We start from the raw sequence: 12972 nt of genomic DNA, 5'->3' as shown, positions 1-12972 counted from the left end.
GATATGCGCGGTGGAACAAGGACCCTGGGCAGAGCCCCATTTTCAAATAAAAGTCTAATTGATTAATGGGAGTATAGACGAACAAATCCCCAGACCAGCTTCTCCAAGCTGTTCTGGGGATTTTCTGCATTCAGCGGCCTTTAGGCCACGGAGCCGCCGGCGTTGTTGGTGATCTGCGGGTCGAAGCCTTCGGCCCGCAGGTTGTTGAGCACCTGCTTGGAGTGCTCATGGCCCTTGGTTTCCAGATCGATGGTGATCGCCACGTCGCCCATGGACAGCGAACCGCCGATGCGGGTGTGGTCCAAGCGGGTCACGTTCGCATCCGATTCGGCAATGATGTTGGAGATCTGCGCGAGCGAGCCGGGGCGGTCTGGAAGCATCATGCGTATGGTCAAGAAGCGGCCGGCCGCTGACAGGCCACGCTGGATCACCTTGAGCATCAGCAGCGGGTCGATATTGCCTCCGGAAAGGATTACAGCGGTGGTTGCCGGGTTGATCCCGTGCGCCTCCAGCTTGTTCTCCAGCAGGGCCGCGACGCCCACCGCGCCAGCGGGTTCCACCACGAGCTTGTTGCGTTCCAGGAGCACCACTAAAGCACGCGCGAGCGTATCTTCCGATACCGTCACCACGTCGTCGACCAATTCCTTGATGATCGTGAACGGCAGCTGCCCCGGCTTGCCGACGGCGATGCCATCGGCAATGGTGTGCACGGTATCCAGCGGGACCAATGCGTCAGCGGCCAGTGATGGAGGGTAGGCCGCGGCGTTTTCCGCCTGGACGCCCACCACCTTGATCTCGCGACCCAGTTCGCGGGCCTTCTCCTTCAGCGCGATGGCAACGCCGGCCAGCAGCCCGCCGCCGCCCACGCCCATCAGCACGGTGTCGACCTCAGGCAGTTGCTCAAGCAGCTCCAGGCCGATGGTGCCCTGTCCAGCGATGATGTCCGGGTGGTCGAAGGGATGCACGAAGACTGCGCCGGATTCGTCGGCGAAACGCTGCGCCTCGGCCAGCGCCTCATCCACAGTGTTGCCGAACAGCACGACTTCCGCGCCGTGGTCACGCGTTGCGGTCAGCTTCGGCAGGGCTACGCCTAGAGGCATGTAGATCCGCGCCTTGATGCCGAGGTGGCTGGCGGCCTGGGCGACGCCCTGCGCGTGATTGCCTGCCGATGCTGCGACGACTCCGCGCGCCTTCTCCTCGTCGCTGAGCTTGGACATGCGCACATAGGCGCCGCGGACCTTGAAGGATCCGGCGCGCTGCATATTCTCGCATTTGAGGAAGACTTCGGCGCCAACGTGCTGGGAGAGCACGCGGGAGTGCTCCACCGGGGTGCGGGCAATGACCGGCTTGAGTACTTCGGCTGCGGCTTCGATCTCAGCCAGCGTTACCGGCAACGTAGTTTCAGTGCTCATGGTTTATTCCTCATCTGCTGTGGGCTCAGGGTGCCGGGGCTCCGGCGAAGCTTGTGGGGCGGGGGCGGCGCCTGCAGCCGTTGCGGCTGGGCTTGCCTTCCCCGGGTCGCTGGTTTTGGGACTGGCCGCCGCGATCTGGTTCCCGTAGAGCTCAATCACGAAGTCATCGGTTTCCCAGGCTCTGCCCGACAGGTATTTCACGACCGCGTTGATCACTGCCAGCAGCGGTACCGCGAAGAGAGCTCCGGGAATGCCTGCGAGCATCGTGCCGCCGGCGACGGCCAGGACGACTGCCAGCGGGTGCAGGCTGACTGCCTTGCCCATGATCAGCGGCTGCAGGATATTGGATTCGGCTTGCTGGACCAGCAGCACGACGGCCAGCATGATCAGCGCGTTGATCCAGCCATTGGCGACCAGGGCAAGCAAAACTGCCAGGGCGCCGGTAAACAGCGCACCGACGATCGGGATGAAGGAGCCGACGAAGACCAGCACGCCCAGCGGCATGGCCAGCGGCACGCCTAGGAAGAAGGCGCCGAACCCGATGCCGATGGCGTCGATCAGCGCCACCACCATCTGGACGCGCACGTAGCGGACCAGCGAGCCCCAGCCGCGGGTCAGGGCCCCGTCCATCGCCGGGCGGGCGCGGCGCGGCAAGAGGTTCACCAGGAACAAGCCGATCTTGCGTCCGTCGAGCAGCAGGAAAATCAGCGCGAAGACTGCCAGCAAAGTGCCGGTCAGTATCTGCCCGATCGCCGAAGTCCAGCTGATGGCCTCGCTCAGGATGTTGGTGGCATTGCCGCGAAGCTGGACCAGGGCGTCGTCCAGCACGTTTTGCAGGTCGTCATTGGTCAGCTTGAGCGGGCCGTTGAACAGCCAATCCTGGACCTGCTCGATGCCCGACAGGGCTTGGGTCCACAGGGCGGTGAATCCGGCTGAGAGCTTTTGCCCTGCAACCGAGAGTCCAGCTGTAACTAGCGCCAGGAAGCCGATGAGCGTAATGCCGACGGCCAACCCGCGGGGCACCGCCAGCTTGCGGTTCATCGTGTTCACGACCGGTGAGAGCAGCCCGGCCAGCAGCGCCGCGACGAGAACCGGGATGACAAGCAGGGAGACTTTTGACAGCGCCCACACCAGTACGCCCACGGCCGCGACGATGATCAAAAAACGCCAGGCCCACGCGGCTGCCATGCGCACTGCGTAGGGCATGTCCTCGGCGCTTTTGAAATCCGTCAGGTCTGGGCTCGGTGCGGCAGGGATTTCCGCCGGCTTGCTCGGAAGCGAGACACGAATACGGCGTAGACGTTCCAACCGGCTGCTTTTCATGGAACTACGCTATCGCGTTTGCCAGACAGCGTCTTGATCCATGTCTCAATTGTGACAAATTCCAAGGACCAGTGCCCGATATGGGCACTGGTCCTAGAAATCTAATTCAATATGTGTATTTCACTCCGCTGCAGGTAACCAGATTGCGCAGGCCGCCCAATCCTGGACATGGGGCGTGGAAGCCATGGTTCATCAGTCGTTTCGCGCACCCTTGCGCCGGCGGCGCATGACAGCTTCAAGGACCTTTTCCTCGGCGTCTTCGCCGGGCTTAATACCGGCTGGCACCTTGAAGAAGTAGATTGCGCCCAAGGCCCACCAGATGGCGAAGATGACCCATGGTTCCCAGCTCAGTGATGCAGGCATGCCCGGCATGTACAGGCTGAAGAGCGCAGCGGTAAGCAGGACCGAAATCCAGCCGATGACCGCTCCAGCATTTCCGCTGCCGCCGACGCGCAACGGCCGGTCCATCTTCGGTTCGCGCTTGCGCAACACCAGGAAGGTGACCGAGACCAGGAAATAGGCAACGATGATGCTTGGTGCTCCCGAATCAACGAGCCATCCCAGCATTTCGGCACCGAAAAATGGGGCCAGCATGGAGATTCCGCCGATGAAGACCAGTGCGTTGGCCGGGGTGCGGTACTTGGGATGCAGTTTGCCGAACCAGGATGGGAGCATGCCGCTGCGGGCCAGCGAGTAGACAAGCCTGGAGGCTCCGAGCAGCAGCGAGTTCCACGAGGTCAGGATGCCGGCAATGCCGCCAGCGATCAGCACCTTGGCCATCAGATCCGAACCGAACAAGGCTCCGAACGCATCCGCCGTTGCAATGTCGGCTCCGGCCAGTTGCGCTGCAGGCATCGCCGAGGACGTGGTCAGGACGACCATCACGTACCACACGGTGGCCAGGATGACGGAGAGGACCACGAGCTTGCCAATTTGCTTGGCCGGAATATTCACTTCCTCGGCAGACTGCGGAATCACGTCGAAGCCGATGAACAAGAAGGGCACGGCCACCAGTACGGCAAAGAACCCGCTGGTTCCCGGGGTGAAGAACGGTTCCATGTTCTTGGCTTCGCCGCCGGCAAAGGCGCCGACAATCATCAAGACGCCGATGGCTACGAGGAAGAGCACCACGAAAGTCTGCAGCACCCCGGCTTGCTTCACGCCGCGGATATTGATCCAGGTGATGACGATTGCCGACAGCACGCCGACCAATGCCCAAGTCAGGTTTACTTCAAAACCGGCAATGGTCCACAGGGGAATCTGGCTCATGCCGGGGAAGATGTATTCCACAGTCCGTGGCAAGGCGACTGCTTCGAAAGCCACGATGGTCACGTACCCGCCGGTGATCGCCCAGGAACCGATAAATGACGGCCGGGCTCCCAAAGCACGCAGGATGAAGTTGTGCTCGCCGCCGGCTTTCGGCATGGCCGCGGTCAGTTCGGCATAGGTCAAGCCGACGACAGCCATGATGCCACCGCCAACGACCATGGCCAGCACAGCGCCCATGGTGCCAGCGCTATCCAGCCATCCACCGGTGAGCACCACCCAGCCGAAGCCGATCATGGCTCCGAACCCCAGGGCCAGGGCATCCAGGTTGCCCAGGGACTTCACCAGACCCGGCGAATTTCCTTCTGCTTGCTCGATTGCCATTGCGCTCTCCCTGCCAAAATAACTGTGAGTTGGATAACTGAATAGCTACAGGGAAATCTAACCAAGGATTCGCGTAACTGCCCAATCAGCTGTCATTTCCCATCGCATTGGCGGTTTCGGCAGTTCATATTCGATTCATATTTGATCAGGAGATTAACTCAGAAGGACCAGCGCCCTGAATGGGCGCTGGTCCTTGCAAGCTGTGCTGCTGCGGCTAGTCGTCGCCGCGCAGGATCGCGAGGATGCGCAGGATCTCGGTGTACAGCCAGATCAGGGTCATGGTCAGGCCGAAGGCACCGCGCCAAGCCATGATGGCCGGAGCACCCTGGTTCGAGAGTTCCTCGATCATGGTGAAGTCGGCAACCAGTGCGTAGGTTGCCAGCAGTACGGCAACGACACCGATAACCAGGCCGAGCACGCCACCGCGCATGCCGAACATGCCGTCGATCACGCCGGTGAGCATCAGGACCATGTTGAGCAGCGAGAAGACGATCAGGCCGACCATGCCGATCATGAACATCTTGTTCAGCTTAGGAGTCATGCGGTACTTGCCCGAACGGTACAGCGCCAAAGTTACGCCGGCAACACACAGAGTCGCAAGCACAGCCTGGAGTGCTACTCCTGGGTACAGCCCGTCAAGGAAGCCGGACAGACCGCCGAGGAACAAGCCCTGGGCTGCAGAGTACAGGAGGATCAGCACTGGCGATGGGCGCTTCTTGAAAGCGTTAACCAGACCGAGGACGAAACCAACCAGGGCGCCTGGCAGCATGAGTGCCGGCATGACCCAGCCAATCGCGGCGCCAACGACAACCAAGGCCAGGCAGAACACGGTCTTGTTGATAGTGTCACCGATGGTCATGCGGCCGGTGTCGGCGCTGGTTGCGGCAGGCTGCTGGTACATCTGATTCAGCTGGTCTGCGCTCATGTTTTCGGTGTCGCGGAATCCAACAGGACTTCCAGGCTTGGTTCCCCAAGCATCGGAGCGGCTGCTAGAACCAAAAATTGGATTGCCCAATGTCATTCCCCTATAGATTGCGAATACGCCAGCCGCTTGGCTAGCTGAAGATCTTTTGCTTAATCCTATTGAGGATTGCTGTGAAATCACTCAGTCGGAAGGATGATATAGGGCAATTTCCCGAGGAAAAACTACTCTCTCAGCGATATTCTTGAAACTTCCAGCATCGTGGTTGCGTCAGACGAAAATATTGTCGAGGAACGATGCCGGAGGGTGGACGGCGAACTTGCGCTTGCTGGCGGCAAGAGAAAAGACCGATGCGGACCGGAAAATCCGGAACACGTCGGCCTTACTCTGTACCCCCAGTGGGACTCGAACCCACAAGCCTTTCGGCAGCTGATTTTAAGTCAGCCGTGTATGCCAATTCCACCATAGGGGCAGGACTCTCAAATTTTACGTGATCGGCAAAGCAAATAGAAAATTCAACTTTGCTGACGCATGCGAGGAGCCAATCGCTTGGCCCCTCGCATCATCGTCGATCATCTGCGTCCCAAGCCTACTTCTTTGGCTTGGCCGACTCCTCGAAAGCAGTGCGTGGCGCTTCGAGGTTGTTCAGCTGCAGCGCATCGCGCTTGAAGAACAGCGCAACCAGCCAGTCGCCGACAACGCGGAACTTGCGCTCGAAGGTTGGCATGGCCATGCCGTGGTAGCCACGGTGTGCCATCCATGCTGGCCAGCCCTTGAGCTTGATGCCGACAACCTTGGCAACGCCCTTGTTCTTGCCGAAGCCAGCCACTGCGCCGAGGTTCTTGTGCTTGTATTCCTTGATGGTGCCAACGCCGTAGCGGGCAGCATACAGGTTCTTAGCCAACAGCTTGGCCTGGCGCACAGCGTGCTGCGCGTTCGGAACGCAGGTGCCGTCTGGCAGGCCGCCGGTAACGTCCTTGACTGCCGAGATGTCGCCGGCTGCCCAGGCGCCTTCCAGCGGTTCGCCGTTGGCGTCCTTGATGCGCAGGTCGGTGCGGGTCTCGATGCGGCCGCGCTGCTCGATCGGGAAATCGGTGGAGCGAACCATCGGGTTGGCCATGACGCCAGCGGTCCAGATCAGGGTGTCTGCACCGAACTCGCCCGCTGGGGACTTGTCAGCCATGTTGATCAATTCCAGGTTGCCTTCTTCAGCGTTGTTCAGCGAAGTGTTCAGCAATACCTCGATGCCGCGGCTGCGCAGGTGCTCGACAACCCACTCGGCCTGCTCGGCGGTGACCTCTGGCATGATGCGGCCCATTGCCTCGACGAGAACGAAGCGTGCTTCCTTTTCGTCAATGCGGTCGTTGAGCTCGATCAGGTGACGAGCCATGTCTTCGAGCTCGGCGATGGTTTCGATGCCGGCAAAGCCGCCACCGACAACGACGAAGGTCAGTGCGCGCTTGCGGGCCACTGGATCAGTCATGTTCGAAGCGGACTCGATGCGCTCGGCAACCTTGTTGCGCAGGGCGACGGCCTCTTCGATGGTCTTCAGGCCGATGCCGGTTTCAGCCAGGCCGGAGATCGGGAAGGTACGGGTGACCGCGCCGGCGGACATCACGATGTCGGTGTATTCCAGCTCGAACTGCTCGCCGTTGACCGGAGCAATCACGGCCTTCTTGTTGGCGTGGTCGACGCTCAGCACGCGGCCGTTGACCAGCTCGGAGTGCTTCAAGTGCTGTCGGTGCGAGACCACAACGTGGCGTGGCTCGATTTGGCCACCGGCGACTTCTGGCAGGAATGGCTGGTAAGTCATGTATGGGTTCGGGTCGACAACGGTGACGATGCCGCCGTGTGCCTTGACCTTCTTCTGCAACTTCATCGCGACGTACAGGCCTACGTAGCCACCGCCGACGATCAGGATGCGCGGACGCTTCTGGGAGGTTTCGATGATCGACATACTGTTGATTCTACGCGGATTCTCTGAGTTAGTGAAAACATTCACTAACTAATTTCGTTCGGTGCGTCACGACTTCGCAAGGCTGCGGAGCTTCCTGCCGGCACAGCCTGCATCTAGCGGTCGAATTATCTGCCGGCAAGCGTGCAAAGGCGGGGTGGATCTTCAGGATCCACCCCGCCGAGAACGCTATTTACTTCTCTTCTTCGGGAATCTCGTCAAACAGGTCCCGTCCATCTGACTGGTCCGGGACTTGCAGCGAGCTCAACGACGCCGAACCGAGCTGCGCCGCGGCCTTTTCGCGTCGGCGGCGCACCAGGGTCTGGGTGGAGCCGGCAAGGAGCACCATCAGCAGGAGCACTCCCCCGCCCACGATGAGCACCGGCTGCAGCGCCGGTGCCGAGTCGTCAGGAAGGATCGGCTTGGGCGCCGCGACCTGCTTGAGGTCCGATTTCTCCATCGAAACACCCGGCGCCGGGGCATCGGTGGTCTTCTCGGTGTTGCGGCGATGCACTCGGATCCACTCGCTGATCGTGCCCAGCGGGTTTTCCGAAACTGCAGGGACGGACGCCGTCACCGCTGCCTGGGCATCGATGATTCCGTATCCGTAGAGGTTGTCCACGCCGGGTGCGCCGGTGTCCTTGGCGGTCTTCAGGATGCGGTTGATGACCTCGGGAGCCTTCATCTCCGGGTACTGCGAGCGGATCAGCGCTGCCACGCCGGCCACCAGCGGGGCCGCGCCGGAGGTGCCCGACCAGCGTGCGTAGTCGTCATCCGGCAAGCCGCCGACCAATTGCTCGGCAGGGGCCGCCACGCCGATGGAGATGCCTTCGGTCGAGGAATCCTGCGACGCCTTGCCGCTGGTATCGACGCCGGCCACGGTCAGCACCCCGGGAATGGTCGCCGGGGCGCCCACCTGGCTCATGCCGCCCGAACGGTTGCCCGCCGCTGCGACAATGACGACGTCATGGTCTTCTGCATACTTGAAGGCGTCATCCCAGCTTTCCGGCCACGCCGGGCTGGTGGAGCCCAGGGACATGTTTATGACCTTGGCTCCGGAATCCACGGCCCACTTCACCGCGCGGGGAATCTGGGTTTCCACTGGAATCTTCGACGGGTTGCCCTCGCCCATCCACAGCGACACTGAAAGCAGATCCGCTGCCGGGGCGACGCCGAGCACGCCGTCCTTGCCGCTCTTCAGCTTGGGAACCTTTTCGTATTCAGGCTCCTCGGGAATGTCCTCGTCTTCTTCCTCGGCGTGCTTCTTGGCCTTTTCCCACGCGGCCTTCAAGCGCTCGTTCTCGGATTTGATCCGCTTGATCTCGCCCTTGTTGTTCCCGCGTCCTGCGAGCAGGGTCGCCACCAGGGTGCCGTGCTCGCTCATTACGCCAATCGGCTTGTTGCCTTTCTCGCCGCCCGAGCCGGACATGTCCGCACCGCCGACCACAGCACCCTTCAGATCCGGATGAGTGGTATCGATGCCGGTGTCGATGACCGCGACTTTGACGCCTTCGCCCTTGGTAGTCTTGTGCGCTTCGGTCACGCCGAGGGATTCGAGCCAGTACTCGGACTCGCGCATGTTGTCGGCGCGGGCCGGTGCGCCCACGCCGAGCAGGGTAGCCGCCAGCAGTGCTGCGACGAGCAGAGAGCTGAGCTTGATCAAGCCCGTTCTATTCCTGGCGCTCAAAGCTGAGCTCAAGACAACTCCTTGGGTCGGTGACTGGATGACAGGTTCAGGCCACGGCAGCTGAAGCCGCGATTCCGTCGAGGATATCGTGTTCCGAGGCAATCAGAACCATTTCGCGGTTTCCGCTGGCCTTTTCGAGGTAATGAAGGATGCGTTGGACAATTGCGGCACCGGCCTGGATCACGTCGACACGGCCAGGATGCATGAAGCCCAGCGCGGCGCGCTCGTCCCTGGTGTAGGACAGCATGCTCGCGGTTGCCTGGCGCATCTGGGCGAAACTCAGTTGCGCCCCGTGGATCTTCTCGGACTCGTACTGCTTCAGGCCCAGGGCCTGGGCGGTGAGCGTGGTGAAGGTGCCGGCAACCATGATCACCGCGTCCACCTGCGTCACATCCACGGTTCCGGACAGGGTTTCCAAGGTGCTGTCCATGAATTCCAGCGCTTCATCCGAACGCAGTCCCGCCTGGTGGAAGCGCTCGGTGACGCGCACGCACCCCATGTCCAGGCTCTTGGCCGCGAGCGGGCCGGTGGCATCGCCGAGCACGAATTCAGTGGATCCGCCGCCGAGGTCGATCACCAGTGACTTGCCGCTTTGCCCCGCCCGGACCGATGCCGCTCCGGCAAAGGACAGGGAGGCTTCTTCCTCGCCGCTGATCACTTCAGGGGCCACGCCCAGGATCTTGGTGATCCGCTCGGAGAAGACCTCGCGGTTCGATGCATCGCGGGCTGCGGAGGTCGCGGCGAAGCGGATCGCTTCCACGTCGTGCTCATCGCACAGCTTCTTGTACTCGCGGGCGGCTTCGAAGGTGCGCTCCAAGGCTTCGGGGGCGAAGGCGCCGGTCGCGTCGACGCCCTGGCCCAGGCGCACGATGCGCATGGTGCGCAGCACGTCGACCAGCTGGCCATCGGCATCGACGTCGGCGATTAGCAGACGGATGGAGTTGGTTCCGCAGTCAATACCGGCAACGCGCATCAGGCATCCCCCTGCTCGGCGGACTCGGCCGTTTGGGCTGCCTCGCGCTCGGCACGCTTGCGGGCTCGCTCTGCGCGCTTGGCCTCCGGGTCCTGCTGTTCCTGGGTCTTCACGTGGCGCGAGCGGTCACGGCTCGGCGCCTCGGAGTCGGTGTCCCACGCGCCAACGCAGTAGCACTTGTCCTTGGTCCACCACTCGGCGATGGCGGCCAGCGCCTCGTCGCCCAGCGGGTTCACGCCCTGGCCGGCTGCCAGCGAGTGGCCTACCAGCACGTGCAGGCACTTGACGCGGGTCGGCATGCCGCCGGCGGAGACGCCGGCGATTTCCGGAACGGCGCCGGTGCCCGAGCGCTGGCCGATGGCATCGCGGTTGGCCAGGTACGACTCGTGGGCCGCGGCATAGGCCTGCGCCAACTGAGCGTCCTCGCCCAGGCGGTCATTCATCTCGTTCATCAGCCCGGCCGCCTCCAGGCGGGAAACAGCCGAAGTGATCACCGGGTGCGCAAGGTAGTAAGTGGTCGGGAACGGGATACCCGAGGACAGCCGCGGGGCGGTCGTTGCCACCAGCGGATTGCCGCACACGCAGCGCGCACCAATCTCCACCACATCGCGCACCGGGCGGTTCAGCTGGCGGGACAGGGTGTCCAGGTCGGCTTCGCTCGGTACTCGTCCGGCGGCGTCAAGGGCTTCGCGGATTGGCTGTTCAGTCACGGTTATAGGTCTCTTCGCGTTTAAAGTGGTTAGTCGGTGGCAGAACGTCGAACAGAGTCGAGCAGCGCATCAACCCATGGAAGTTCCTGGCGCACCTCGAAGGTGCTTCCATTGCCGTCGGCGGGCGTCTCTTCATCCTTGGGGCGTTCGCCCACCACCATGTAGAGCTTCTCGCCAGGCATGACCAAGTTTATCCGCTCGCGTGCCTGCTGCTTGATGTACAGCGGGTCATCCCAGCGCGCGATTTCCTCCTTAAGGTCATCGCGCTGCGCCTCCAGCGCTTCGATCGAGGCATGCAGCTCGTTCAGTTCCGCCATCTGCGTGCGGTAGAAATTCACCGTCGGCACCAGCATCACTGCGAAGAAGGCCAGGACCACGATCAGCGCGGCGATGCGGCCGGAAAAACGGTGCGCCGCAACGGGTTCGCCCTTGGGGACCTGGTTCTGGTCCACCGGCTTTTCTCCCGGCTTGCGGCGGACCGCGGCGGAGAACTTCAGCCGGTCATCGCGGCGGCGTTCGCTCTGCTTTTCCTTGGCGCGTTCACGCAGCGGCACCTTGGGCTTCTGCGCGTAGTTGCCGGCAAATTTTTTCGGCGCACGTGACGCATCTGACGCTGGGGAGGCACCCTGTTTCGGCTTGGCGGCAGCGCTCTTCGGCTTCGGCGCGGAGGAGGCATCCTTCACCCGGCGAGGTTTCGCGGGAGCCTGCTTGGCCGCCGGCTGCGGATCGACAATGCGCAAGGCGTCGGTTGGCGGTTCAACCTGGGAATCCGTGCCGGCGTGTTTTGTCTGGTCAACCGGGGTTGCTGCGGCGTCTTTGGCCGGATCCGGAGTATTACGGCGAGGCATTCGCGGTGGTCGCTGAGCCATACTCCCCCAATTCCCATGGTGCTTGTCGTGCGGTCTAGCCGTGGATTTGGCAAGATAATTCCATTAAATAACGAAAAGCCCGCCGGTATCCACTACCGACGAGCTTATTCGCTATTACTGAATATTAGCTGTTGAAACGCGGGAACGCGCTGCGGCCAGCGTAGACCGCCGAGGCGCCCAGGTCCTCTTCGATGCGCAGCAGCTGGTTGTACTTGGCTACGCGCTCGGAGCGGGCCGGCGCACCGGTCTTGATCTGCCCGGCGTTGGTTGCCACGCAGATGTCAGCGATGGTGACATCCTCGGTCTCGCCCGAACGGTGCGAGGTGATGGTGGTGTAGCCGGCACGCTGCGCCATGGTCACCGCATCGATGGTCTCGGTCAGGGTGCCGATCTGGTTGACCTTCACCAGCAGCGAGTTGGCGGTGCCCTTGGCAATGCCGTCGGCCAGGCGCTGCGGGTTGGTGACGAACAGGTCGTCGCCCACCAGCTGCACCTTGTCGCCGATGGCGTCGGTCAGGGTCTTCCAGCCATCCCAGTCGTCCTCGTCCAGCGGATCCTCGATTGACACCAGCGGGAAGTCGGCCACCAGGCCGGCGTAGTAGTCGCTCATGTCCTTGGCGGACAGCGCCTTGCCTTCGAACTGGTAGGCGCCGTTCTCGTAGAACTCGGAGGAGGCGACGTCCAGCGCCAGGGCGATATCCTGGCCCGGGGTGTAGCCGGCGCGCTTGATCGCTTCGGTGATCAGTTCCAGTGCCGCGCGGTTGCTTGGCAGGTTCGGGGCGAAGCCGCCCTCGTCGCCCAGGCCGGTGGACAGGTTCTTTTCCTTCAGCACGGACTTGAGGCTGTGGTAGACCTCGACGCCCCAGCGCAGGCCCTCGGAGAAGGTCGGTGCGCCGATCGGGACGATCATGAATTCCTGGATGTCCACGTCGGAGTCGGCGTGGGAGCCGCCGTTGAGGATGTTCATCAGCGGCACGGGGAGCACGTGCGCGTTGGGGCCGCCTAGGTACTTGAACAGCGGCAGGTTGGAGCTGGCTGCTGCGGCGTTGGCGACGGCCAAGGAGACGCCGAGGATGGCGTTGGCGCCGAGCTTGGACTTGTTCGCGGTGCCGTCCAGCTCGATCATGGCGGCGTCGATGGAGCGCTGGTCGGTGGCGTCCAGGCCCTCCAGCTCGTCGGCGATCTCGTTGATGACGGACTCTACAGCGCCCAGTACGCCCTTGCCGAGGTAGCGGTCCTTGTCGCCGTCGCGGCGCTCCGCCGCTTCGAAGGCGCCGGTGGATGCACCGGAAGGAACAGCGGCACGGCCGTGCGAGCCGTCGGAAAGCAGGACCTCGACCTCAACGGTCGGATTGCCGCGGGAATCGAGGATTTCGCGCGCGTGAATGGCGTCAATCAATGCCATGAGTATGGACTCCTTGTAGAAAGGGGTGGTCTTGGGGCGGGTCAACCAGCGGTCGCTGATTAGACCG

At 62.4% G+C, this 12972-nt stretch carries 10 protein-coding genes and 1 tRNA gene; all 11 read right to left on the bottom strand.

Annotated elements, in window-relative coordinates; genetic code table 11:
- Positions 1 to 140: 140 nt before the first annotated feature.
- Positions 141 to 1412: a threonine ammonia-lyase gene (gene ilvA, locus ACLQ8T_RS03515; protein WP_204720856.1), complete on the bottom strand. Its 1272-nt coding sequence runs from the start codon at positions 1410 to 1412 to the stop codon at positions 141 to 143.
- Positions 1413 to 1415: 3 nt separating this feature from the next.
- Entirely contained in the window at positions 1416 to 2735 is a 1320-nt protein-coding gene (locus ACLQ8T_RS03510) for an AI-2E family transporter (RefSeq protein ID WP_204720854.1), read from the bottom strand.
- 192 nt (positions 2736 to 2927) lie between these two features.
- On the bottom strand, positions 2928 to 4385 hold the full coding sequence (locus ACLQ8T_RS03505; protein WP_413455702.1) for an APC family permease: 1458 nt from the start codon (positions 4383 to 4385) through the stop codon (positions 2928 to 2930).
- Between the two features lie 214 nt (positions 4386 to 4599).
- The gene (locus tag ACLQ8T_RS03500) at positions 4600 to 5400 is read right to left on the bottom strand and encodes a Bax inhibitor-1/YccA family membrane protein (protein ID WP_128469659.1); all 801 of its coding nucleotides are present in this window, start codon (positions 5398 to 5400) and stop codon (positions 4600 to 4602) included.
- A gap of 297 nt (positions 5401 to 5697) precedes the next feature.
- Positions 5698 to 5779: transfer RNA gene (locus ACLQ8T_RS03495), tRNA-Leu, on the bottom strand.
- Between the two features lie 117 nt (positions 5780 to 5896).
- Positions 5897 to 7264 carry an NAD(P)/FAD-dependent oxidoreductase gene (locus ACLQ8T_RS03490; protein ID WP_413455701.1) on the bottom strand — a complete coding sequence of 456 codons (1368 nt, stop codon included), beginning with the start codon at positions 7262 to 7264 and terminating at the stop codon, positions 5897 to 5899.
- A gap of 190 nt (positions 7265 to 7454) precedes the next feature.
- Positions 7455 to 8840, bottom strand: a complete 1386-nt coding sequence (locus ACLQ8T_RS03485; protein ID WP_413456366.1) for a S8 family serine peptidase — start codon at positions 8838 to 8840, stop codon at positions 7455 to 7457.
- Positions 8841 to 8994: 154 nt separating this feature from the next.
- Positions 8995 to 9921 carry an exopolyphosphatase gene (locus ACLQ8T_RS03480; RefSeq protein WP_413455700.1) on the bottom strand — a complete coding sequence of 309 codons (927 nt, stop codon included), beginning with the start codon at positions 9919 to 9921 and terminating at the stop codon, positions 8995 to 8997.
- The gene (locus ACLQ8T_RS03475) at positions 9921 to 10631 is read right to left on the bottom strand and encodes a DUF501 domain-containing protein (RefSeq protein ID WP_204720841.1); all 711 of its coding nucleotides are present in this window, start codon (positions 10629 to 10631) and stop codon (positions 9921 to 9923) included. The genes ACLQ8T_RS03480 and ACLQ8T_RS03475 overlap by 1 nt, the downstream gene beginning before the upstream one ends.
- Before the next feature lie 29 nt (positions 10632 to 10660).
- Positions 10661 to 11500, bottom strand: a complete 840-nt coding sequence (locus tag ACLQ8T_RS03470; RefSeq protein ID WP_413455699.1) for a septum formation initiator family protein — start codon at positions 11498 to 11500, stop codon at positions 10661 to 10663.
- Between the two features lie 124 nt (positions 11501 to 11624).
- Positions 11625 to 12905: a phosphopyruvate hydratase gene (eno, locus tag ACLQ8T_RS03465; protein WP_413455698.1), complete on the bottom strand. Its 1281-nt coding sequence runs from the start codon at positions 12903 to 12905 to the stop codon at positions 11625 to 11627.
- Between the last annotated feature and the right edge of the window lie 67 nt (positions 12906 to 12972).

The sequence above is a fragment of the Glutamicibacter sp. FR1 genome, assembly GCF_047300825.1.
Taxonomy (GTDB): Bacteria; Actinomycetota; Actinomycetes; order Actinomycetales; family Micrococcaceae; genus Glutamicibacter; species Glutamicibacter nicotianae.
The sequence above is the reverse complement of the archived record's forward strand: the minus strand, read 5'-3'. Positions and strand labels throughout refer to the sequence as shown.